Genomic DNA, 22427 nt, shown 5'->3' with positions numbered 1-22427 from the left:
GCAATTGAGGAATTAGGAAAGTAGAAGGGGTGTGGGTGGGGCATCGAGCAAGGGGCGGAAGAAGCTGTTCTTCCGGCCTCTTTCTTCATTCCTCAGTGAAGAAGCGCGCCAACGCCTCGCCCACCCGGCTTACATCCTCAAACGAATTATAGAGCGGCACGGGTGCCAGACGAATGACGTTGGGCTCCCGCCAATCGGCGATGATGCCCCAGCCGGCCAGGTAGTCGAACAGCTCGCGGCCCCGCAGGTGCACCAGCACCGAGAGCTGGCAGCCGCGCTGGGCGGGGTCCGTGGGGGTGATAATTTCCAGCTGGGTGGTGGGCAGCCCCAGCCCGCGGATAAGGGTTTCGAGGTAGCCGGTGAGCTGCTCGCTCTTGCGGCGCAGGGCGGCCATGCCCCCAGCGCGCTCCACGATATCCATGCTGGCCCGGTGAATGGCCATTGGGAAAATCTGGGCATTGGAGAGCTGCCAGCCCGCCGCGCCGGGCATGGGCCGGAAGCCTTTTTTCATCTGAAACCTATCGGAGGGGTCGTGGCCCCACCAGCCGGCCAGCCGCACCAAATCGGGTCGCTGGGCAAACCGCTCGTGCACATACACGCCCGACGTGCCGCCGGGGCCCGAGTTCAGGTACTTGTAGGAGCACCAGCAGGCAAAATCCACGTCCCAGTCGTGCAGGTGCAGCTCCAGGTTGCCGGCCGCGTGGGCCAGGTCGAAGCCCACCAGCGCGCCCACCGCGTGGCCGGCCCGCGTGATGGCGGCCATGTCGAAGGCCTGCCCGGTGTAGTAGTTCACGCCCCCGATGAGCACGGTGGCCAGCGAGGCACCCAGCTCCTGAATGGTGGCTTCAATGTCGGCGGTGCGCAGGGTATGCTCGCCGGGCCGGGGCACCAGCTCCACTATCACGTCGGCGGGGTCGAGGCCGTGCAGGCGGGCCTGGCTCTCTATGGCGTACTGGTCGGACGGAAAGGCGCCGCCTTCCATCAAAATCTTGTAGCGCGTGGCCGTGGGGCGATAAAACGACACCAGCAGCAGGTGCAGGTTGACCGTGAGGCTGTTCATCACCACCACCTCAATGGGCCGGGCGCCCACCAGGTGGGCCGATGCCGTAGTCAGCGTTTCGTGGTAGTGCATCCAGGGCGAGGTGCCGTGGAAGTGGCCTTCCACGCCCAGCCGTTCCCAGGCCTCAAACTCCTGCTCTACCGCGGCGCGGGCCGCCTTGGGCTGCAGGCCCAGTGAGTTGCCGCAGAAGTAGGCGCACGGCCGGCCATCGGGGCCGGGCGGAAGGTGAAACTCCTGGCGGAAAGCCGCTAGCGGGTCGTTGGTGTCGAGTTGGGCAGCGGAGATAGGAGCGGGGGCGTAGGTCATGAAGGCGCAAATATCGGCGGTAGGCAGCGCGCCCCGTTGCGGCCGGCCGGAAAGATTCGGGCAATGGCCGCCTACCGGCCGGCCAGCAGAGAGGGTGCCGTGATAAATCGCTCCTGGGCCAGCCCCAGCCAGTCCAGCGCGTTCTGGCCCAGCATCTGCGCCTTGATGTCATCCGAAAACGGCATAGACTTGATGAGCTGGCCGGGTTCCAGCTCGCCCAGCGGGAAGGGATAGTCCGAGCCCAACGTGATTTTGTCGGCCCCGAGGGTCTTTACCAAGTAGTCGAGCATCAGCGGGTCGTGCACCAGGGAGTCGACCCAAAACTTGCCCAGGTAGTTGCGCGGGTTGTGGGGGTTGTCCACGGCGCAGAGGTCGGGCCGCACCTGCCAGCCGTGCTCGATGCGCCCGATGGTGCTGGCAAACGAGCCCCCGCCGTGGGCCACCGCCACGCGCAGCCGGGGCAGCCGCTCCAGCACCCCGCCAAAGATGAGCGAGCAAAGCGCCAACGTGCTTTCGGCAGGCATGCCCACCAGCCAGGGCAGCCAGTACTTGGGCATTTTCTGCTGGGCCATCATGTCCCAAGGGTGCACAAATACGCAGGCGCCCAACTCCTGGGCGGCGGCAAAGACTTCGAATAGCTCCGGCTGGTCGAGGTTCCAGTCGTTCACGTGCGAGCCGATTTGCACGCCTGCCAGCCCAATTTTCATGCAGCGCTCCAGCTCCTGGATGGCCAGCTTGGGCGCCTGCATCGGGATGGTGCCCAACCCCACGTAGCGCGTGGGGTAGCGGTGCACCACGTCGGCAATGTGGTCGTTGAGCAACTGGCTCAGGTCGAGGCAGTCGGCCGGCTTGGCCCAGTAGCTGAACATCACGGGCACGGTGCTGAGCACCTGCACCTGCACCCCAAACTGGTCGTACTCGCGCAGCCGCACGGCGGGGTCCCAGCAGTTGTCCTGCACTTCGCGGAAGAACTTGTCGTCCTGCATCATGCGGGCGCAGCAGGGCTTGTGGTGCTCCAGCCGGATGAAGCCCCCGTAGCCGTAGCGCTCGGCTAAGTCGGGCCAGCGCTCGGGCAGGATGTGGGTGTGGATGTCGATGCTCAGCACGGGGTGGGACAGGCGAGAAGTGAGGAAAACTACGGGGCGTAGGGGGTGTGGAAAAAGTTGCGTCGGTACATCTCCGGCGTGTTGTTATCGTACATCAGCAGGCCGCTGGCGTACTGCCAGGTCTGCCACAGGTTCAGGCCAATACACAGCAGCACGGCCAGGTGCAGCCCCTGGCGGCGCCAGCTCTCCCAGCGCTGGCGAGCCCGCAGCAGCAGGGCCGCCAGGGGCAGGGCCAGCAGCGGGTAAAGGCTCACCAGCGGCCGGGCACTAAAGCCGCCGCCGTACCACCAGGCCTCCCAGCTAAAGGTGACGTAGAGCAGCACCGGCAGCAGCACCAGCGCGGGCACCACCACGGCCGGCACCGCCCGCCGCGCCGCGTTCAGCCCCAGCAGCATCAGCAAGGCCAGCGGCGTGTAGAGAAACCACCCCTTGCGGAAGCTGAACAAGCCATTGAACACGTGCGGGTGCCGGAAATCGAACCGCTCCGTGCTGTAGGCGTCAACCAGCCAGTGTCCGGAAGTAGCTTTCCAGAACAGGAACTGCAAACTCAGTACGGCTGCCCCAATGGCCGCCATCAGCGCGAGCTGCCCGGCGTGGCTGGCCAGCAGCGCCCCGCGCTGGCGCAGGGCGGCTAAGGAGGTAATGCCCCAGGTAAGGGGAATGAGCACGTATAGCATTTCGGTGAAGCGGCACAGCACTGCCATTCCCAAAAACAGCCCAATGCCTGCGGCCCACCGCCAGCGGAAGGTTTCATGCCAGCGCACGGTGCAGTAGAGCGCGGCCGCCTGCCACATAAACAGCGCGCCGTGGGCCATGGGCGCATCGAAGGTGGCGTAATTATAGAAGTTGGTGCCGAGGCCTACGCCGGCCAGCGCCCAGGCCGCGGTGCGGTCGTCGAAGTAGTGCAGCAGCAGCTTGCGCACTACCCACAGGCCCAGCAGCCCATAAGCCAGCCCGGCCAGCACCATGCTTTGCTGGTAGGGCCGCGAAAACCCATCGGGCAGGTCGCTGTGCGCTTTCGCGTAGAGGTGCGCGCCCCAAAACCACGGCAGCTCGCCCACGGCCAGCCCCAGTGGATACTTGGAAATGGCGCGGCCGTTGGGCAGCGTGTAGATGCCAAGCACCGGTGTCTTTTCCGGGCCATACTTTTCCACCAGGTGCTGCAACGAATCGGCCCGGCCCAGGTCGTGGTAAATAAAAGCCGACGGCAGGTAGGCATAGTAGCCGCCGGGGTCCCAGCTGAATACTTTCAGCCGGTTCCAGGGTTGGTCCTGCACCAGGGCCGCCACGGCCAGGGCTGCCGTCAGCAGCCACACGTAGAAGGAGCGCATCGGAGGTGTGCTTAGCTGGCCACAGGCGCTGGGGCCTCCATGTAGGTGCCGCACACTTGGCAGGTGCGCTTGGCGTCGTCCTGCCAGAAAGCATTCATGATGGGCGGGAGCTGGGCCACGATGTCGGTGATGACGGCAAACTCCTCGTACAGCTTGTGGCCGCAGTTTTCGCAGTACCACTGAAAGCCGTCGAGCTCGCCGGGCTCGCGGTAGCGCTCCAGCACCAGGCCCACGGTGCCGGCCGGGCGGCGCGGCGAGTGGGGCACGTTGGGCGGCAGCAGGAAGATCTCGCCGGGCCCGATGGTGATGTCCACCGGCTGGCCGTCTTCGATGATTTTCACGGTCATCGTGCCCTCGAGTTGCCAGAACAACTCCTCGCCGGCGTCCACGTGGTAGTCTTTGCGGGCGTTGGGGCCGCCCACCACCATCACGATGAAGTCCTTGTTGTCCGTGAACACCTGCTGGTTGCCCACCGGCGGCTTTAGCAAATGGCGGTGTTCGTCAATCCACTGTTGAAAGTTGAAGGGGCGGGCAATGGGCATGGGTGGAGGGGCTGAAAAGTTGCGGGCGCCGTAAGATACGGGCAGAACCGCGTCCGGAACTCAGCGCGTCACACGGGCCACTGCCAGCCGGCGGTGCACGTAGAGCCGCGCCAGGCCGGTGCGGGAGCGGTACACAGGGCAGTAAAAGCTGTCGAGCTGGGCCAGGGCGCGGCGGCGGTTGGCGCTGGGCACGGCGGTGGTGTCGGCAAGGGCCCACAGCAGCACGTAGTCGGGGGCCGGCGAGCCGGGGCGGGGCGTCACGTCGAGGCGTTGGGGCAGGCTGTCGCGCTGGCTGAGGCGCTCCTGCCCGGCCCGCCATATCAGCGGGAAGTAGCCAGTCTGGGCTTCGTAGTTCTCGTAATCCACCAAGTTGCGTTCCACGGCCAGGTAGCCGGCGGTGTGCCCAAAGGCGTCGATGGACACGGCCGGGTCGTGGCTGGCGGGCATGTCGGGGGTTTGCGCAAACTGCAGCGGGGCCAGCGTGCTGCCGGGCTGGATGTAGGCCGCCGCCGAGCGGTATTCATCCAGCCCGGCCTGCAGCATCTGGTAGCGCCCAAAGCGAAAGCCCAGCAGCACCCCGGCCGCCCCAAACCCGCCCAGCAGTAGCACCCAGCGCACCGCCGGACGGTACGCCACGGTGGCCAGCCCGCCCAGTGCCACGAGGTAGCAGAGCAGGCCCAGCCGCGGCCGGATGACGCTGCCGCCCGCCAGTGCATCGGGCACCAGCAGGTAGCCCAGAGCCAGCAGGCCGCCGCCCGCCGCCCAGCCCCAGGCAGGCGCCAGCGCCCGGCCGCGCCAGTGCCGCCGCGCGGCGTAGCCCAGCGCCAGCAGCAGCACCAGTGCCACCAGCACCCGGTAGGGGCGCTCGGCCGGGCCCATGTAGCGCAGGGGCTCCAGCTCCAGCAGGTCGGTGGCGTAGCGCGCCAGGCCCAGGGGAGCGGGGGCGCCGTTGCCTTCGCCGCCCTTGCGCCAGAAGTACCAGCCCAGTAGCGGCAGCGTGGGCAGAAACGCCAGCAGCAGGGCGCCGGCTTGGGCAATAATTGGGGCCAGCCCCCTCCTGCCGCCGCGCGGGGGGGCAGTCAGCAGCTGCTCTAGCAGCAACAGGCCCAGCAGCAGGCCCGCCGTGAGGTAAGCCAGCGGGTGGGCCAGGTACAGCAGCGTAACCAAGCCCACGAGGCCGGCTATGTGCCGGGCCCCAGGCCGCGCCACGCCGGCCAGGTGCCGCTTCCAGTAGCCCAAGGCCAGCAGCAACACCACCATGCTCAGGCAGAAATTATAAAACCCCCACTGTAGCACCACGCTGTAGATGAGCGGAAACGCCAGCACCGCTAGAAACCCAGCAGCCGGCTGCCAGCTCTGCAGCAGGTAGCGTACCGCCAGCGGCAGGCCGGCCACGTACAGCGTCAGCACCACTTTTTCGGCTAGCCAGGGGGGCAGCACCGTGAGCAGGCCCGCCAGCAATGCGTGGCTCAGGTAATTGGGCTCGGGGTTGAGGTTGAAATCCAGCAGCACCCGAAACCGGCTCTGTGGGTCGAGCAGCATGGCTTTCAGCACCCAGGCATTGTAGAGGTGGGCCGCCCCGTCGGTGCTCACGAAATAGCGAAAGGCCCACACGGGGAGTAGGTGCAACCCCAGCAGTAACCAGAATAAGCTGCTCTCAATGCGGCGAAAAGTCCAGCGGGGTAGAAGCGTTTGCATAGCGCTGCGATGGAGTGAATTCTTTCAAAAACGCCCCGCCCGGGCAAGTTCTGGCGACCTGCGGGTTATGTTTGCCGGCTTGAGCGGGCAGTTGGTGTCAGGAAAGGAACGCTAAACTCTAATTTGCAAAAATTCCCGAATATTTCTTGTTTTATCTTTCTTAAATCATGCATACTGACCTGCTTCCTTATCGCGCCCTGGTGGGCGGCAGCACCCAAGGCATCGGCCGGGCTGTGGCCCAGGCCCTGGCCGAGCGCGGCTGCGCCATCACGCTATTGGCCCGCAACGAGGAGCGCCTGCGCGAAACGGTACTGGAGTTGCCGGCGCCCACCGGCCACCAACACGACTACCTTGTGGCCGACTTCAACGACCCCGAGCACCTGGCCCGAGTGGTGCAGGGCTACCTGGCCCAGCACCCCACGGGCTTTCACATTCTGGTGAACAATACCGGCGGCCCTGCGGGCGGGCCACTGCTGGATGCGCCGGTGGCGGCCCTGCAAGCGGCTTTTAATCAGCACGTAGTGTGCAACCATTTGCTGGCCCAGGCCGTGGTGCCGGCCATGCAGCAGGCAGGCTTTGGGCGCATCATCAACATCGTGAGCACGTCAGTAAAGGTTCCGCTGCCGGGCCTGGGCGTGAGCAACACCATCCGCGGTGCCGTGGCCAGTTGGGCTAAAACCCTGGCCAACGAGTTGGGCCCACACGGCATCACCGTCAACAACGTGCTACCCGGGGCCACGCTCACGCAGCGCCACACCTCGCTCGTGGAAAAGAAAGCTGCCCAAACCGGCCAGTCGGCCGAGGCCGTCGAAACCGAGATGCTCAAGCTCATTCCGGCCCGGCGCTTTGGGCTGCCCGAGGAGGTGGCCGCGGCCGTAGCCTTCCTGGCCTCGCCGGCCGCCGGCTACATCAACGGCACCAGCGTACCCGTCGACGGCGGCCGCACCGGTAGTCTGTAATATCCCCTTATGTAGGTAATTGTTAGCTGAACCACGGGTTGGGTCGCAAGTATTCTTACTTTTACGCTAACCTAACTGCCCCCGTTTTGGTAAAATTCGACACGCTTTCCATCGTTATTCCGGTTTACAACGAAGCCCGTACCATCCACCAGATTCTGGATTTGCTGCGCGAGCTAGAGCTGGTGAACAACATCGGCAAGGAAATTATTCTGGTCAACGACTGCTCTACCGACTGCTCCGGCGATACCATCCGGGCGTACGCGGCGCGCTACCCCGAAATGGGGCTGCGCCTGCTCGAGCATGCTGTGAACCAGGGGAAGGGCGCGGCGCTGCACACGGGCATACGCGAGGCCACCGGCGACTACGTCATCATTCAGGACGCCGACCTGGAGTACGACCCCGAGGAGTACGCCTGTTTGATGAAGCCCATCCTGAAAGGCTTTGCCGATGTGGTGTTCGGCTCGCGCTTTATGGGCGGCAACCCCCACCGCATCCTGTTCTTCTGGCACAGCATCGGCAACAACATGCTCACCTTCCTCTCGAACCTGGTGACCGACCTGAACCTGACCGATATGGAAACCTGCTACAAGATGTTCCGGCGCGACATCATTCAGGGCCTGCAGCTGCAAGAAAAGCGCTTCGGCTTTGAGCCCGAGGTGACGGCCAAAGTAGCCCGCGTACCCAACGTGCGTATCTACGAAGTGGGCATCAGCTACTACGGCCGCACCTACGCCGAGGGGAAAAAGATAGGCTGGCGCGACGGCTTCCGGGCTATCTACTGCATCCTCAAGTACGGGCTGCTGGGCGCCTAAGCGGGGCCCGCGCTACCACCCGTCCTTGGGGGATAGGGCTTCGGCCCGGATATCGTCGAGGTAGCAGGGCGAGCCGTTCTCGTTGAGCACAAATACTTTGAGCACGTCGTCGGGCTGGGCATCGGGGGGCAGCGGCACATCCAGCCACACGGGCGTCCACCGGTGGCTGATGCTGAGGGCGTTCTGTAGGCGGGCATTTTCCCACTGCACCGTTTTGCCCTGGCGCTCCAGGCTCACCACCAGCTTCTGGCCCCAGGCGCCGTATTCGGAATTCACCATCACGCTGCCGCGCACCCACTGCCCGGCGTGGAGCTGGGCGTCGCGCAGGCGTACGTTGATGGTCGGGCTGTAGGGGCGGGCCGGGTCGGTGCGGTACGACTGCCGGCTGTTGTAGCCCGCGTCGGCGGTGATGCCCGTTTCGGTGGCCACGGGCTGGTCGTCCAGGGTAAGGCGGGCCAGCTCGCGGCGGGTGTAGGCCTCAATGCCGCCCGGCAGGCGGTGCTTGGTATCGAACAGGTTGAGCTGGTCTTGGGTGGGGCGCGGGGTGTCGAAAATGGCGGCGTAGTAGTGCCGGTTCATATTCTCGCCGTCCATGATGCCGTTCATGTACTGCCAGTGCTGCACCAGGTTCAGGTTCACGAGCAGCACGCAGGCGATGAGGGCCGCGCCGCGCAGGGAGGCCCGGCCGGGTTGGGGTTCGCCCAGCCAGGCCAGCAGGTAGGCCAGCGGCAAAGCCAGCGCGGCGTACGACTGCACCAGGGCCCGCTGCCCAAAGCTGCCGCCGTACCACCAGATGTCCCAGGCCGACACTACCCACAGGTTCACCAGAAAATACACCAGCACCGGCATACCCACCGCCCGGTTGCGCCGCCAGAGTACGGCCAGGCCCAGCAACGCCAGAGCCATCAGCGGCGTGTATATGAGCCAGCCCTTGCGAAAGCTAAACAGCACCTGCCAGGTGTGGGGCTTTAGAAAGCTGAAGCCCTGCTCCTCGTAGCTGTACACGAAAAAATGCCCGCTGGCCCATTTCCAGTACAGCAGCTGGGGCAGCACGCCCAGCAACCCAAAGCCCAGCAGCAGGGCCACGTCGCCCCAGCGCCCGCGCAGCAAGGCCAATTTCTGGCGCGCTGCTGCTACCGACGTCACGCCCCAGAGTACTGGCAGCAGCCCGGCCACCAGGTCCGACGGCCGCACAATCACCAGCAACCCCAGCGTGAGGCCAATGGCCGCCGCCAGCCAGCGTTGCGGCCGCTCGTGCCAGCGCACCGTAAGCCAGAGCAGCAGCGCATACAGCGTAAAGCCATAATTGTGGGCCATGGCTCCATCGATGGCCGAGTACTGTAGGTAGTTGGTGCCCAGTACAATAAGGCCGAGTGTAATGGCTGCCACCACATCGGATACGTAGCGAAGCAGTACGCGCCGGAGCAGGCCCAGCGCCAGCAGCGAATACAGCAGGCTGCCAAAGGCAATGGCTATCTGGTACGGGGCCGAAAAGCCGTCTTGCGCGTAGTGCCAGTGCCCGGCGGCCCAGTGGCCCAGCCAGAAGAAGGGCGTATTGAGAATGGCCACGCCAATGGGGTACTTCATCACCATGGCTCCAGCCGGGCCATCGGGCGCCGGAAAAGCCTGGTAGAAAGACCCCGTGGGCTGGTACTCCCGCATGATGTCGGGGATGAAGGCCAGCCGTGACAAGTCGTGGTAAATGAACTGCGCCGGCAGGTACAGGTAGTGGCCCATGGCATCCCAGGTGAGGACGGCCGTGACGTTGTGTGTTTCGAAATAGGGCGCCCACAGTCGTACCTGCACTAGCAGCAGAAACAACACCAGGACCACAGCCAGCGAAAGCGGCGCACGAAGCTTCATGGAATTACGCAAAAACAGGCCCGCGGCTGTAGGCAGCCGCGGGCCAAGACCAGTGTGATGCAACGGCTGGCGCCCGCCGCGGGGCTATTCGAGGATGCTGATGCGAATGTCGTCGGCGTAGACGGCCTGGGTGGCCATACCGCGCCACAAAAACACTTTGAGGTGGTTGGCCGACGTGATGTTGTCGGGCAGTACCATGTCCTTGCTCACCTGCACCCAGGTATTGTATTTTTTCACCACTTCGGCCAAGCCAATGCCCTCGCCGCTAACGGACTTGTTGCCTTGGGCCGGGTCGGTGATTTGGATGCCCAGCGAGCCGTTGCCCTTGGGGCTTTGCAGGTAGACCCAGGCGCTGAGGCGAATTTTCTTGAACTTCTGGGGGCTAAGCTGGCCCAGCGAATTCTCGTAAGTCAGGCTGAACTCGCGGGCAGGGTCGATGTAAATGGAATAGGTGCCGGAGTGGGCTTGCTCGCGGGAAAGCGCGGCGGGGTCGACGCCCCAGCCTGCCGTGCTTTCGAAATCGTTCTCCGTGACCAGGGTGCCCTCGGAAGTGTTCTTTTTGGTGTCGTCGCCGCAGGCCGCAACGGCGGTCGCAGTGGCCAACAAGGCCAGTAGGGTAGTGAATTTCATAAGAAGACAGGTGCTAAACAAGCCAAAGGTATACACGAGCTTGCAATGCCCGTCATCGGTCCGAAATCATTTATTCGGGGGTGAAAACGGGCTCAGGAGCCGGCGCGCGCCGGGCCGCCCACCACGTGAGGAGCATTTCGGTGGCCAGCACCAGCACCACAAACGGCAGGAGCCAGGCGGTGCGGGCCTGCAGGCGGTCGAGCACATTGGCCAGGGCGCCGGTTACCAAGGCATTGGCCACGATGCCCAGGCCCAGCACCGTGAGCAGCAGGGCCGTAGGCGCGCCAGCCCACCGGCGCACCATGGGGCTGCTCAGCCCCAGCAGCCCTGCCAGCAGGGCCAGCACGTAGGCTAGGTATACTCGCTCGTTGAGGCTGGTAAACGACAGTAGGTTATGATTTTGCATCGAGGACAGGTACTCCTTGAGCTCGTAGGTGCGGAATTCGCCCACCTTCCAGTAGGGGTTGGTATTTTCCCGAAACGGCGTGAGGCCATCGCCCAGCCCCACGTGGGTGAGCTGGCGGAGCGTGGCTTGGGCGGCTTCCGACGCTAGGTAAGGGTAGTAGCGCGGCGAGCGGGCTATTTGGCCGATAATGTGCTGGTACTCGGGGCGCGTGGCGTTCCAGCCGCCGGCCAGGTTCAGGGGGCTGTTGGCGTCCCACATAAACGTAATGGCGTCGTTGGGCAGCTTGTCGCGGTAGGCGCACAGGGCGTAGTTGCCGGTGGCGCATTCGCGGTCGAGGAACCGCTCCAGAATGCCGGACTCGTTGAGCCGGGCCATGAGAAACGCCGGCGAAGCGCGCGACAGCGTGAACCCTCCACCGAAGGCCAGGTGCAAGGTGGGCAGCGCCAGCCACCCCGCCAGCACCACGGCCGTGGCCAGCTGCCAGTCGCGCCGGCGCAGCAAGCCCCGCGAAAACCAGCCCCCTCGCCACGCTCCCAGGCCAAACCCGAAAACGACCAGGCTAAAGGTGAGCAGGTTAGACGTGTGCATCAGGCCGGCCAGCAGCGCCAGGGCCAGCCAGGCGGCGCGCTCCAGGCCCGAGCGGGTGCGGCCGAGCAAAACCAGTGCCAGCGCCATCAGCCCAATCGGCGTGAAAATATCGGGCATGAGCTGGCTGCTGAACCACGACACGCCCGTGGCCCAAACCCCCAGCGTGAGCAGGGCCAGCTGCGCCGCCGGGTGCGCGACCCGGGGCGCAAACTCGCGGATGTAGCGCAGCATCAACCCGCCGAGTATCAGGCACTGAAAAAAGACAACGAACCACAGCGAAAAGCCCAGCGCGGCAGCCCTTGCAAACAGCCCGTAGGTAATGGGCCGGTCGTCGGGTACGGTGAGATTCAGGGCGCTGTTGAGGTAGGTGCCGGTGTCGGACGTGACCAGGGGAAAGCCGTTGTAGAGGCCCGCGTACAACAGTACCAGGCTGGCCAGCAACAACCAAAGCAGACGGGACCAGCGAAAATAAAGAGTCAAGGCCATGTGGTACAGAAGGAGAAAACGCCAAAGCTAGACCGGCGCCTGCGCTACCGGCGCCGGCCGCCACCAGCTCCCACCTACCGCCAGCACCAGAAAAGCCGAGGTGAACAGCGTGAGCGAAAACAGGTAGGCATAGGGAATCTGCAGGAACAGGTAAAAGACCGTGAGGTAGAGCTGCAGCGCCACCAGCGCCAGCAGGCGGTAGTCGAGGCGGTGGCGCAGGCGCCAGTACAGCGCCGCCCCGGCCAGCACGGTGGCGCTACCGGCCAGCAGGTGGATGCGCTGCAGCCAGGTAATCTTGTGGAGCAGGTCGCCGGGGGCATAGCTGTAAAACCAGGAGGCCATGCCCAGGCCGTTGAAAATATGGTCGGGGTTGCCGCCGGGGCCGTCGGAGCGGCTCCACTCGCCCACCGTGGCAATGCGGTATTCGTTCAGCGCGTGGGTAAAGATGGTCCAGTCCTTCGACAGGAAAGGGACCACGTACAGCCCCACGATGCCTAGCAGCGTGAGGCCCGCCACCACCAGCGCGTGCCGCCGGCCCGCCTCCCGCCACAGCACCCAGATATAGAATGGCACCCACAACACCACCGAGTAGCGCGACAGCAAGCACAGCACTAGGGCCGCCGCCTGCGCCAGGGCCGAGCGCGACAATACGCTGGCCGCCAGCACACAGTAATACGCAATAATGGTCGGCTCCAGCACCTGTGCGTAGATGAAGGGGTCGTGTTTAAGGATGCGAACCAGCACAAAAGCCGGCAACAACGCCTTCAGCGCAAACTCCAGCCACCCGATGCGCTGCTGCGCCAGGGCCACCTGCCACGCCCCAAAGCCCAGCAGCAGCAGCAAGCCCAGGCTCCACCACCGGTAGTCGAGCCCCAGCTCGTCGGGCAGCACGTAGGGCAGCCACTGCAAAGGCAAATGGTTGGGAAATAACGGGTAAGGCAGATTGGTGATGTAGCGGTACACAACTTCCCCGCTCCGGAAGCGGCCCACGTAGTTCTGTACGATGGGAATAACGTCGGAATAGCGGACGTCAACGGGGCTGTTTACAATGTTGGGCGCCTGGTAGTAGAGTACCCAGGCCCCGCCCAGTAGCAGGGCCAGCCCACCCCAGACCAGGCGGTTGGCGCTGCGGGCCGGAGAAAGCGCCTCCGGCGCCGGCCGGTGCAAAAAATGCAGCACTGCAAACAAACTGAGCAGAAGCGCCGCGCCCGCCAGCAGCAGCGGCTGCAGGTAGGGGCTGAAATGCCCACGCAGGTCTGTAAACAGGCTTACCTGAGCCCAGAAGGCGGCATACGCCCCCAGTTGCCAAACAATGGGGCGAATGGACCGCCAGCGACTTACTAAGGAAGGGGAAGGACTAAGCACAGCGCGAAAGCTACCATTCGCGGGCTTTCACCCGAATGTCGTCGAGGTACACCGGGCCCGGGTTCGTGCCCCGTTTCAGGTACAGGCGCAGGTGCGTGCTGCCGGGTAGCCCCCCGGGCAGGTGGAAAATGTGCTGCACCCGCGTCCACCGCTTAAAGTCGCTGACCTGTGACAGCAAGGGCAGCTGCTCCGTGTAAAGCGGCGCGGTGCTGCCTTCCGCCACGGCTTCTACTTGCAGGGCGGCGTCGGCTTTCTCATGGGGCAGGTACACCCAGGCCTCTACTTCCACGGCTTGCAGCGTGTGCACACTGGCTTCGTACAGCGGCAGGTCGAACATAAGACCCGTGGCGTGGGTCGAGTCCACGAGCACGGCGTAGCGGCCGGAGTGGGCATGGTCGCGGGTGAGGGTCGAGCGGTCGGCGCCGCCCCAGCCGGCCACGGCTTCAAAATCGTTGCGGGTCACGTCGTCGCCTATCCAGGTGCCATCGGCGGGGTCGTGGCGGCTACATGCTGCCCCTCCCGCGGCCAGTATTATCCAGCCCAACCCCGTGAGAGCGACAGCCAGCCCCTTTTTCTTAGACAGTAACAGGTAGCGCATTATTGGCAAGGGCAAGCGAGGATTGATAAGCCAGGGGAAGAGCCAGCTCAACTTCTGTAAAAAAGCAAAAGCCGAACGGCGGGGCCGGGGTAGGGCCATTGTTGAGGTCAAAGTACGGTACGAATAGGCCCGGTTGGGCTGGCCCCCGGTCTAGGGACCGGCTGGGGCCGCCAGCCAGGCCGAATCCGGGGTCAGGGTGGGGAAGTCGACGATATAAAGCGGGTGCCAGACGGCTGGGCCCGGGGTTTTCAGCAGCCGTAGCTGCAGCCGGTACGCGCCCGGGGGGAGCCACTCCGGCCAGCGCGGGCGCCACGGCTGGCCCGCCGGCGCGGTGCCCGCCAGCAGCACCTGCCCGCACCCGTCGGTAAGGGCCCAGGCCAGGTCGGCCGTTCCGCCAAAGTTGAGCTGGGTGGCGGGGGCCTCGCGCAGGCGCGGCACCAGCCACGGCGTGCGCCAGCCCATGGCGGTGGGCAGGGCCTGCCAGCCGCTGCAGGGCGGGTTATTGTTGTCGGTAAGGTTGAGCCGGAGGCGGCCAAGCGAGTCGGGGGCCAGCGTCCAGGTTTGCAGGCCGGGTGGCGGCACGAAGCCCCGGGGCTCCCACCGGGGCATGGCCCCGTAGCCCACGGGCGGCTGGCGGTAGTCACCCACCGCAAAGCTGAACGCCGGCGGGTGGCGGGGCTGCCACACCCGGATGTAATCGACGGCCAGGGTGTCGTGCGCGGGCGAAGCCCAGTTCCACATGGCCAGGTTCACAATCAGGTTGAGCGGGCAGCCCAACGTGCGAAAGCGGGTTTCGCGCCGAATGGGCACGCCATCGAAGTAAAACGTGAGCTGGCCCGGCTCCCAGCGAAGGGTGTAGGTATGGAAATACGTGGAAAAATGCCCCGGTACGGTGGAGTAAAAAAGGCATTGGCAGGCCTGCGCCTGGGCCAGCGCCGGCCGCCAGTATCCGTTGGCATGGGCCACGGCGTTGTTGCCGAAGCCGCCGTCGGCAGCCTCAAAAATGTCGAATTCATCGTGCCCGGCCAGCCAGAACGCCGGAAACGCCCCGTAGCCCTTGGGCAACCGGCAGCGCACTTCGAACATGCCGTAGCCGAAGCCGCCCGGCGTGGGCGGGCACGGCGCCAGCCGCAGCGAGTCGAGCCCCGGTAGCAGGCTGTGCAGCATGCCCGCCGTGTAGCGCAGCTGCCGCACCTCCGAGCCCAGCTGGTAGCGCCGGGGCTGCGCCAGCCGGGTTGCCGTGAGGTACAGCAGCCCGCCGCGGGTGTGAACCTCCGTGCCCGTATAGTACTCGGTTTCGGCATTGCCCACAATGTTGCGGCCCCAGGGGTAGGCAAAGCCCCAGCGCGGCGCCAGCAGGGTGCTGTCGCCATCCTTATTGAATTCCTCGGCCCACAGCAGCTTGTAATCGGCGTAGTTGGGTGGGCCCTGGGCGCGGGCTGGGGCCGCCCGGCTAGTGAGCAAGGCCACCAGCAACCAGTACTTACCCCAGCGTTGCCAGTGGCTCAAATGCTTAAAGGAAGCAGCCGTTACCATCGCAACCGGAACACCGAATGCATGCGCCGGCCGTCGGCCCGGATTTGGTATACCTCGTTGGGGTAGGGGTACGGCTCGGGGTGCCAGCGGTAGCTGGTGATGTAGTAATCGGCGGCCTCGGGGCTATCTACTATCACCAGCCGGTCGCGCAGGGGGCTGGGCAGCATTTCGCGGGCCATGGCCGTGGGACTGGGCGGCGGCGCATACACTGCAATGGACGGCCGCGGGTCGTGGGTGGCGATGTACTGCAGGTCTTCCTGATAGCCCAGGCCCCAATAATCCATCTCGAACCGCTCGGCCACGTGGCGGCCGGCCAGCAGGTTGAAGTACACGTTCTGGTAGGGATGGTCGCGTACCATTTGCACAGCCACTGCCAGCATCCCGAGGGCGGTGGCGGCGCGCACGGCCTGGGGCCAGTAGGCCCAGCGGGGCCGCCATTGCGCGGCGGCCACCCACCCGCGCACAGCCAGCAACAGAAAGGGCGGATAAACAAAATAGAGCTGCCGCCAGCCATCGTAAAGCACCGAGTGCAGCACAATGACGGCCAGCAGCGGGCCCAGGCACAGCGCCAGAAACAGCACGTCCTGCATCTGCTCTTCGCCGGCCCACAGGCGCCAGCGCTGGCGCACCATCTCGCCCACAACCAGCCCCATGCCCAGCAGGCCCGCGCCCAGGTACAGCAGCGGCGTGGTGAGGGCAATCCAGACCGGGGCGTAGTGCCAGGGCAGCTCCGTGGCCATCGTCATGTCGCCCATATACAGCACCGAGCCGCCCCACCGGAAAGCACTCATATTATGAAAAGCCGCCAGGAAATTCTCGAGCGGGTTGGACCACAAATACGGCCAGAACAAAACCACCAGGCCGCTCGTCAGCACGCCGTACGCAGCGCCGGCCCCCAGCACGCGCGGCCATTTCAGCTCACCGAGCAGGCCGCGCCATGCCAGCATGCCCACCGTGGCCAGGGGCAGCAGAATGCCCATGATGCGCACGTCGATGGTGATGGCGCAGGCCAGTGCATGCCAGAAGATGCGGCCCGCGGTGGGCCGCAGCAGCAGCCGAACGCCGGTGTTTGTGGCGATGATGAAGAAGGCCAAGAACACGGCGTCCTTGTCGTTGTAGAAAAAGTCGGCAAAGAGCCGCGGCGAGAGCAGCAGCCACAGCGCCGCCAGCAGCCCAACCCGCCAGTCGGCAAAGCGTCGCCGCGCCAGTTGGTACAGGGCGATGAGCCCGCCGAAACACACCAGAAATGTGCACAAATGCCGCAGCAGGAACTTATGGCGGATGTCGTTGTAGCCCAGCAGGCGCTCCAGCAACGACACCGGCGTTTCGAAGGCTACCCCGTAGTCGCAGTCGAAATATTCCATCAGCGGCGTCTGGTAGCGGTCAAAATCGTGGTCGGCCGCTACCCAGGCCGGCGCGATTTTTTGGGCCACGTGCTTGAGCGATACCATGCCGGTGTCGCGCTGCTGATTTTCGTCCATCGAAAACCCGTAGTCGCGATAAAGCAGTAAGCCCATCACCAGCACCGCCGCAAAAAAGGCTGGCACCACCCACCGTTGGATAGGAGAAGAACGGGAAAAGTCGGGCATGAAGTTGATAGAAAGCGAGCCGGAAGGCGGGGATAGGAAGCTGCCTTTTATAAAGGTTGGGCTAAAAATAAATCAGCACCGCGCCGCGGGAAGGCAGGATGCGGTGCCGCAAGCTCCGGCCCAGCGCAAGCAGCACGTGTTGGCTTTATTCGATGGTGGACAAAGGGTCGTTAGTTGTTATTGCCGCGGGCCGGGCCATGGCCTCGCGCGTGCCGCGCAATGCGTTGTCGTAGTGGCCCTCCTGCGCGCGGCGGCGCAGTTGCCGCAACTCGCGAAACCCATCGAGGCCGTTAAGTAAGCCCACCTTGCTGCCGGTGGCGTCGTTCCAGCGCACTGGCTGTTCGCAAAGGCGCAGCCCGGCGCGGTGGGCGAGGTACAGCAGCTCAACGTCGAAGCCAAACCGGTCGAGGGTGGCGCCGGCTACGATGGGGCGGCATACCCCCAGCCGGAAGGCTTTAAAGCCGCACTGCGTATCCGCGTAAGGCAGCCCAGTGGCCAGCCGCATTACCAGATTGAAAAACCGGCCGCTTTGCTCCCGCAGCCACGGCTGGTGCACCCCAATGAGGCTGCGGTCCAAGGCCCGGGACCCAAATACCACATCGAACTCCCCCGCCAGAATCGGCGTCAGCAATAAGGGCAAGTCCGTAACCGGCGTCGACAAGTCGGCATCCGAGAACAGCGCAACGGTGCCCTCGGCGGCCAGCAAGCCCTGGCGTACGGCGTAGCCTTTGCCCCGATTGGGCGAATAGCTCACCAGGCGGCAGGGAATGTGGAAGGCGTGGGAAGCAATGATGTCCTCAACAACCTGGGCCGTGCCATCGGTCGACCCGTCGTCGACGATGATTACCTCGCTGCTGTAAGGCTGCGTCTGGAGGTAGGCGAGCACCTGTTTCAGGGTGTTGCCTATCCGTGCGGCCTCGTTGTAAGCTGGAATGACGAAGGAAAGAACGTGCAAAGGGAAGAGGAATTAATCGTCGACTAACTGCGAGGAAGTTCAAGCCGTGAAAATACTTGACTTAAATTATCCAAAGATGAACCGGAGTCCGCTCCCACGACGCTTAAATTCTTCCCTCGGCCACGCACGTGACGCCGAAGAGCTTATTGGCCGTAGTTAGCTTCATTTCGGCGCTGGTAAGGCCCAGCAGCACGCGGTTGACGGCCGGAGAAGCCGGCCGCATGTTGGAGGCGGCGTCTTGCTGCCGGAGGTTGCTCAGTTGCCGAACGGCCCATATCAGTGGGAATAAGCTGCCGTACAAGTAGTAGTTTTTGATGCTGCGGAAGTTGGCTTTCGTCAGTACCCCTCGCAGCATTGGAATGCGGTAGCGGCGGTAGTGGCCCAGAAACACGTCGTGCCCGCTCCACAGCGAGCGGAACGCGGGCACGGTTATGAAGAAGTGGTTTTCTTCTCCGACGCAGGCTGCCTTAATGGATTGCAGCATGGCCAAGTCGTCGGGAAGGTGTTCGAGGACGTCCATCAGCAGCACCAGGCCATTTTCGATGACGGGCGGAATTGCCAAAACCTTTTCGATTTTCCGTCCTTGAGTGGCCGCTATTTCAGCTGCTGAATACCCGATGTCGACCAGATATACCTTGGCAATGGCCTCTCCATAGTGCTTTTCCAGCTCCAGCGCAAAAAAACCCGAGCCGGCCCCGACGTCTACAATGGTCAACGGCTTGCCACGCCCAACCAGCTGCTTGGCGTAGTTAAACAAAGGCAGCTTTTTGCTTTGGTAATACCAATGGACGTCGGGATTGACGCCGTTTTCCAATTCTTTTAAATCCATAGGAGTAGTGACAGCCGCGTAAACTTAGTGCCTTTTGCCGCACCCAACTGGCGGGTAGCTGCCAAACAATGCTTTGGGGTAGGAGCATGCTACTATAATGTCGTAACTGCCCTAGCTAGCGCCCTCTCGGGGTCCGCCAATGCACAGCCCGTTCGTTCTGGGTTGCCCGCGCCGTGCTTGCTTTCCCAATTACATTGCAAACCCAAGGGAGAGGGGACGCTTCTGCACAAGCCCTGTTCTTCTGGGCGCTGCTTTTTGTTTATTACCCATGCTACTCATCCAGAACTACCTCAACGGCCAGCTTGTCCCACCCTTGGCTGGCCGCTACCTCGACAACATCGAGCCCGCTACCGGCCAGGTCTACGGCCAGCTGCCCAACTCCGGACCCGAGGACGTAGCCGCCGCCGTGGCCGCCGCCGAAGCCGCCCTGCCCGCCTGGCGCGCCTTGCCCGCCGAGGAGCGCGGCCGCATGCTGGTCAAAATAGCCGACCTGATTGACGCCAACCTGGAGCGGCTGGCCCAGGCCGAAAGCCAGGACAACGGCAAGCCCCTCAGCCTGGCCCGCGTGATGGACATCCCCCGCGCCGCCTCCAACTTTCACTTTTTCGGCACGGCCGCCGAGCATTTTGCCACCGAGGCACACATGCAAGAGGGCATCGCCCTCAATTACACTGTGCGCCACCCCATCGGGGTAGTGGGCTGCATCTCGCCCTGGAACCTGCCGCTGTACCTGTTCACCTGGAAGATAGCGCCGGCCCTGGCCGTGGGCTGCTGCGTGGTAGCCAAGCCGTCGGAAATCACGCCGGCCACAGCCTTTTTGCTGAGCGAGTTGTGCATGCAGGCCGGCCTGCCGCCGGGCGTGCTCAATATTATCCACGGCACTGGGCCGGGCTGCGGGCAGGCTATTGTGGAGCATCCGGACATCAAGGCCATCAGCTTCACGGGCGGCACGGCCACGGGGCGGCACCTGGCCCGCACGGCCGCGCCCATGTTCAAGAAGCTGAGTTTGGAACTAGGCGGCAAAAACCCCAACCTTGTATTTGCCGACTGCGACCTAGCCGCGGCCGTGGCCACCAGCATCCGGAGCAGCTTTTCTAATCAGGGCCAGATTTGCCTGTGCGGCTCCCGGATTTTTATTGAGCGGCCCGTGTACGAGGCCTTCAAAACCGAGTTTCTTCAGCAGCTCGAAGCCCAGAAGATTGGGGACCCGCTCGCGCCTGACACCAAACAGGGGGCCCTGGTGAGCGAAGCCCACCTGCAGAAAGTGTTGAGCTACATTGATCTGGCCCACGAAGAAGGCGGCCACCTCCTGGCCGGGGGTAAGCGCGTGACGGTGCCCGGCCGCTGCGCCGAGGGCTATTTCCTGGAGCCCACCGTCTTTGAAAACCTGCCCCACGACTGCCGCACCAACCAGGAAGAAATTTTTGGGCCAGTCGTCACCCTCACGCCGTTCGATACTGAAGAAGAGGCCATTGCCTGGGCCAACAGCACCGACTACGGCCTGTCGGCCACTATCTGGACCACCAACCTCACCCGGGCCCACCGCGTGGCCCAATCTCTGCACAGCGGCATCGTGTGGGTGAATACCTGGCTGCACCGCGACCTGCGCACGCCCTTCGGCGGTATGAAAAATTCCGGCGTCGGCCGCGAAGGCGGTTTGGAGGCGCTGCGGTTTTTTACGGAGGCCCAGAACGTGTGCGTGAAGCTCTGACCCGTGGGCAATTAGCTGTCGTATTTCCGCCGCCCGCCCGGCTAAGCCCGTCCTTCGTCTTACCTTTGCGGGCTGAAACTAGCGTTTGCCCCGAATGCCCCATCCCGCTGCTGATTACTATGCCCATCCCACCGCCGTCCTCGACGAGGGCTGCCAGATAGGCCCCGGCAGTCGCATTTGGCATTTCAGCCACGTCTGCGCCGGCGCAGACATCGGGGAGCAGTGCAATTTGGGCCAGAATGTATTTGTGGCCGACGGCGTGACCCTGGGCCGCAACGTGAAAGTGCAGAACAATGTGAGCCTCTACGGCGGCGTTGTCTGCGAAGACGACGTCTTTCTGGGGCCCTCGGTGGTGTTCACCAACGTGAAAAACCCGCGCAGCGCCGTCCCCCGCAAAGGCGCCGGGCAGTACCAAACCACCTACCTGGAGCAGGGCGTAACCGTGGGAGCCAACGCTACCATCGTTTGTGGCGTAAGGTTGGGGCGCTATGCGTTCGTGGGAGCGGGCAGCGTCGTCACGCACGACGTTCCAGCTTATGCGCTCGTATACGGCACCCCCGCCCGCCCGCAAGGCTGGATGAGTGCCTATGGCCACCGCTTGGCCTTTGATGCTAACCGCCGGGCTACCTGCCCCGAAAGTGGCGAACAGTACGAGTTGAGCGCCAATGCGGAAGCAGTGCGCCCGCTCCCGAAAAACGAAAAAAGAACCTCGAAAAATTAACTACGTGTACGACCAACTATTGCGCAAAGAGGCCACGCTGGCCGTCATCGGCCTCGGCTACGTGGGCTTGCCCATCGCCCTCGAATTCGCGAAACAACTCAAGGTCATTGGCTTTGACATCAACGCCACCCGGGTAGAACAGATGAAGCAGGGCATTGACCCGAGCGGTGAGCTGGAAAAAAAGGATTTTGAAGGCTGCGACATCACCTTCACCGATTCGCTGGAAGTGCTGCGCCAGGCCCAGTTTTACATCGTGGCCGTGCCCACGCCCATCGACGAGCACGCCCAGCCCGACCTCAAGCCGCTGCTCGGTGCCTCGTCGTCGGTGGGCAAGGTGCTGAAAAAGGGCGACTACGTGGTGTTTGAAAGTACCGTGTACCCCGGCTGTACCGAGGAAGACTGCATTCCGGTAATGGAGCGCCATTCGGGCCTGAAATTCCCCAACGACTTCAAAGTGGGCTACTCACCCGAGCGCATCAACCCCGGCGACAAGGAGCACACGCTGCGCCGCATTGTGAAGGTGGTGTCCGGCAACGATCAGGAAGCCCTCGACACCATTGCCAAAGTGTACGAGCTGGTGGTAGACGCCGGCGTGCACCGCGCCAGCAGCATCCGCGTGGCTGAGGCCGCCAAAATCATCGAAAACACCCAGCGCGACGTCAACATTGCGCTGATGAATGAGCTGTCGATGATTTTCGACCGCATGAGCATCAACACCTACGAGGTGCTGGAGGCGGCCGGCACGAAGTGGAACTTCCTGCGGTTTTCGCCCGGCCTGGTAGGCGGGCACTGCATCGGCGTCGACCCGTACTACCTCACCTACAAGGCCAAAGAGTTGGGCTACGACGCCAAGGTCATCCTGAGCGGCCGCACCACTAACGACAACATGGGAGCCTACATCGCCCGCAAAACGGTGCAGATGATGATTAAAAAAGGCAAGGACGTGGCCAAAAGCCGCGTGCTTGTGATGGGCGCCACCTTCAAGGAAAACGTGGAAGACATCCGCAACTCCAAAGTGGCCGACGTCATCCAGGAGTTGAAGAATTTCTCGGTGAACGTGGACATCGTGGACCCGCACGCCGACTCCAACGAGCTGCACCACGAATACGGCTTCCGCCTTACCCACAACGACGACGTGCGCTCGGACTACGACGCCGTTATCGTGGCCGTAAGCCACCTGCCCTACGCCTCCAAGGACGAAGCCTATTTCCAGTCTATCACCTCGGACAACGCTGTGCTGGTCGACATCAAAGGCCTGTACCGCGGCAAAATGAAGGATATCCAGTACTGGAGCCTGTAAATCAACCCGAAAGATGCTATGTGGACTTGGCTCCGC

19 protein-coding genes are annotated in these 22427 nt (G+C 63.7%); 5 read left to right on the top strand and 14 right to left on the bottom strand.

Features of this window, described 5'->3' with window-relative positions; all coding sequences use genetic code 11:
• Positions 1-85 precede the first annotated feature (85 nt).
• The 5 genes from kynU to LJ738_RS13435 form a co-directional block, all read right to left on the bottom strand.
• A complete protein-coding gene (gene kynU / locus LJ738_RS13455; protein ID WP_227786906.1) occupies positions 86-1366 on the bottom strand; it encodes a kynureninase in 1281 nt (426 codons plus the stop codon).
• A 71-nt stretch (positions 1367-1437) separates the two neighbouring features.
• Positions 1438-2472 (bottom strand): amidohydrolase family protein, encoded by a 1035-nt coding sequence (locus LJ738_RS13450; protein WP_227786905.1) that lies wholly within the window; start codon positions 2470-2472, stop codon positions 1438-1440.
• A 29-nt stretch (positions 2473-2501) separates the two neighbouring features.
• Entirely contained in the window at positions 2502-3803 is a 1302-nt protein-coding gene (locus LJ738_RS13445) for a glycosyltransferase family protein (protein WP_227786904.1), read from the bottom strand.
• Between the two features lie 11 nt (positions 3804-3814).
• The gene (locus tag LJ738_RS13440) at positions 3815-4345 is read right to left on the bottom strand and encodes a 3-hydroxyanthranilate 3,4-dioxygenase (RefSeq protein WP_227786903.1); all 531 of its coding nucleotides are present in this window, start codon (positions 4343-4345) and stop codon (positions 3815-3817) included.
• Positions 4346-4405: 60 nt separating this feature from the next.
• Complete coding sequence (locus LJ738_RS13435; RefSeq protein ID WP_227786902.1) at positions 4406-5974, bottom strand: hypothetical protein; 1569 nt, start codon at positions 5972-5974, stop codon at positions 4406-4408.
• 236 nt (positions 5975-6210) lie between these two features.
• On the opposite strand from LJ738_RS13435, the gene LJ738_RS13430 reads away from it, so the two are divergent.
• Both LJ738_RS13430 and LJ738_RS13425 read left to right on the top strand, forming a co-directional pair.
• A complete protein-coding gene (locus tag LJ738_RS13430; protein WP_227786900.1) occupies positions 6211-7002 on the top strand; it encodes an SDR family oxidoreductase in 792 nt (263 codons plus the stop codon).
• An 86-nt stretch (positions 7003-7088) separates the two neighbouring features.
• The gene (locus LJ738_RS13425; RefSeq protein WP_227786890.1) at positions 7089-7814 is read left to right on the top strand and encodes a glycosyltransferase family 2 protein; all 726 of its coding nucleotides are present in this window, start codon (positions 7089-7091) and stop codon (positions 7812-7814) included.
• A 12-nt stretch (positions 7815-7826) separates the two neighbouring features.
• On the opposite strand, the gene LJ738_RS13420 is transcribed toward LJ738_RS13425, so the two are convergent.
• The 9 genes from LJ738_RS13420 to LJ738_RS13380 form a co-directional block, all read right to left on the bottom strand.
• Positions 7827-9677, bottom strand: coding sequence for a hypothetical protein (locus LJ738_RS13420; RefSeq protein WP_227786889.1), 1851 nt, complete (start codon positions 9675-9677; stop codon positions 7827-7829).
• A gap of 84 nt (positions 9678-9761) precedes the next feature.
• Positions 9762-10307 carry a carbohydrate binding domain-containing protein gene (locus LJ738_RS13415; RefSeq protein WP_227786887.1) on the bottom strand — a complete coding sequence of 182 codons (546 nt, stop codon included), beginning with the start codon at positions 10305-10307 and terminating at the stop codon, positions 9762-9764.
• 70 nt (positions 10308-10377) lie between these two features.
• On the bottom strand, positions 10378-11787 hold the full coding sequence (locus LJ738_RS13410) for a hypothetical protein (RefSeq protein WP_227786885.1): 1410 nt from the start codon (positions 11785-11787) through the stop codon (positions 10378-10380).
• 27 nt (positions 11788-11814) lie between these two features.
• The gene (locus LJ738_RS13405; RefSeq protein ID WP_227786884.1) at positions 11815-13152 is read right to left on the bottom strand and encodes a hypothetical protein; all 1338 of its coding nucleotides are present in this window, start codon (positions 13150-13152) and stop codon (positions 11815-11817) included.
• Between the two features lie 10 nt (positions 13153-13162).
• Positions 13163-13750: a hypothetical protein gene (locus LJ738_RS13400; RefSeq protein WP_227786882.1), complete on the bottom strand. Its 588-nt coding sequence runs from the start codon at positions 13748-13750 to the stop codon at positions 13163-13165.
• A 150-nt stretch (positions 13751-13900) separates the two neighbouring features.
• Positions 13901-15259, bottom strand: coding sequence for a glycoside hydrolase family 16 protein (locus LJ738_RS13395; RefSeq protein ID WP_227786881.1), 1359 nt, complete (start codon positions 15257-15259; stop codon positions 13901-13903).
• A 20-nt stretch (positions 15260-15279) separates the two neighbouring features.
• Positions 15280-16875, bottom strand: a complete 1596-nt coding sequence (locus LJ738_RS13390; RefSeq protein WP_227786878.1) for a hypothetical protein — start codon at positions 16873-16875, stop codon at positions 15280-15282.
• A 145-nt stretch (positions 16876-17020) separates the two neighbouring features.
• Positions 17021-17830, bottom strand: a complete 810-nt coding sequence (locus LJ738_RS13385; protein WP_227786877.1) for a dolichyl-phosphate beta-glucosyltransferase — start codon at positions 17828-17830, stop codon at positions 17021-17023.
• 103 nt (positions 17831-17933) lie between these two features.
• Positions 17934-18659: a class I SAM-dependent methyltransferase gene (locus LJ738_RS13380; RefSeq protein WP_227786875.1), complete on the bottom strand. Its 726-nt coding sequence runs from the start codon at positions 18657-18659 to the stop codon at positions 17934-17936.
• Between the two features lie 268 nt (positions 18660-18927).
• Between LJ738_RS13380 and LJ738_RS13375 the strand changes: the two genes are divergently transcribed.
• From LJ738_RS13375 to LJ738_RS13365, 3 genes are all read left to right on the top strand, one after another.
• A complete protein-coding gene (locus LJ738_RS13375) occupies positions 18928-20370 on the top strand; it encodes an aldehyde dehydrogenase (protein WP_227786874.1) in 1443 nt (480 codons plus the stop codon).
• Between the two features lie 94 nt (positions 20371-20464).
• A complete protein-coding gene (locus tag LJ738_RS13370; RefSeq protein ID WP_227786872.1) occupies positions 20465-21091 on the top strand; it encodes an acyltransferase in 627 nt (208 codons plus the stop codon).
• A 4-nt stretch (positions 21092-21095) separates the two neighbouring features.
• Positions 21096-22391, top strand: coding sequence for a nucleotide sugar dehydrogenase (locus tag LJ738_RS13365; RefSeq protein ID WP_068190618.1), 1296 nt, complete (start codon positions 21096-21098; stop codon positions 22389-22391).
• Positions 22392-22427 lie beyond the last annotated feature (36 nt).

It is taken from the genome of Hymenobacter plasmatis (assembly GCF_020711255.1).
Classification (GTDB): domain Bacteria; phylum Bacteroidota; class Bacteroidia; order Cytophagales; family Hymenobacteraceae; genus Hymenobacter.
The sequence above is the reverse complement of the archived record's forward strand: the minus strand, read 5'-3'. Positions and strand labels throughout refer to the sequence as shown.

Excerpts from the sequence above, each read along its gene's own strand:
- LJ738_RS13415 (WP_227786887.1), bottom strand. The coding sequence starts at position 10,307 with ATGAAATTCACTACCCTACTGGCCTTGTTGGCCACTGCGACCGCCGTT.
- LJ738_RS13400 (WP_227786882.1), bottom strand. The coding sequence starts at position 13,750 with ATGCGCTACCTGTTACTGTCTAAGAAAAAGGGGCTGGCTGTCGCTCTC.
- LJ738_RS13370 (WP_227786872.1), top strand. The coding sequence starts at position 20,465 with ATGCCCCATCCCGCTGCTGATTACTATGCCCATCCCACCGCCGTCCTC.
- LJ738_RS13380 (WP_227786875.1), bottom strand. The coding sequence starts at position 18,659 with ATGGATTTAAAAGAATTGGAAAACGGCGTCAATCCCGACGTCCATTGG.
- LJ738_RS13410 (WP_227786885.1), bottom strand. The coding sequence starts at position 11,787 with ATGGCCTTGACTCTTTATTTTCGCTGGTCCCGTCTGCTTTGGTTGTTG.
- LJ738_RS13390 (WP_227786878.1), bottom strand. The coding sequence starts at position 16,875 with ATGCCCGACTTTTCCCGTTCTTCTCCTATCCAACGGTGGGTGGTGCCA.
- LJ738_RS13430 (WP_227786900.1), top strand. The coding sequence starts at position 6,211 with ATGCATACTGACCTGCTTCCTTATCGCGCCCTGGTGGGCGGCAGCACC.
- LJ738_RS13445 (WP_227786904.1), bottom strand. The coding sequence starts at position 3,803 with ATGCGCTCCTTCTACGTGTGGCTGCTGACGGCAGCCCTGGCCGTGGCG.
- LJ738_RS13440 (WP_227786903.1), bottom strand. The coding sequence starts at position 4,345 with ATGCCCATTGCCCGCCCCTTCAACTTTCAACAGTGGATTGACGAACAC.
- kynU (WP_227786906.1), bottom strand. The coding sequence starts at position 1,366 with ATGACCTACGCCCCCGCTCCTATCTCCGCTGCCCAACTCGACACCAAC.
- LJ738_RS13375 (WP_227786874.1), top strand. The coding sequence starts at position 18,928 with ATGCTACTCATCCAGAACTACCTCAACGGCCAGCTTGTCCCACCCTTG.
- LJ738_RS13420 (WP_227786889.1), bottom strand. The coding sequence starts at position 9,677 with ATGAAGCTTCGTGCGCCGCTTTCGCTGGCTGTGGTCCTGGTGTTGTTT.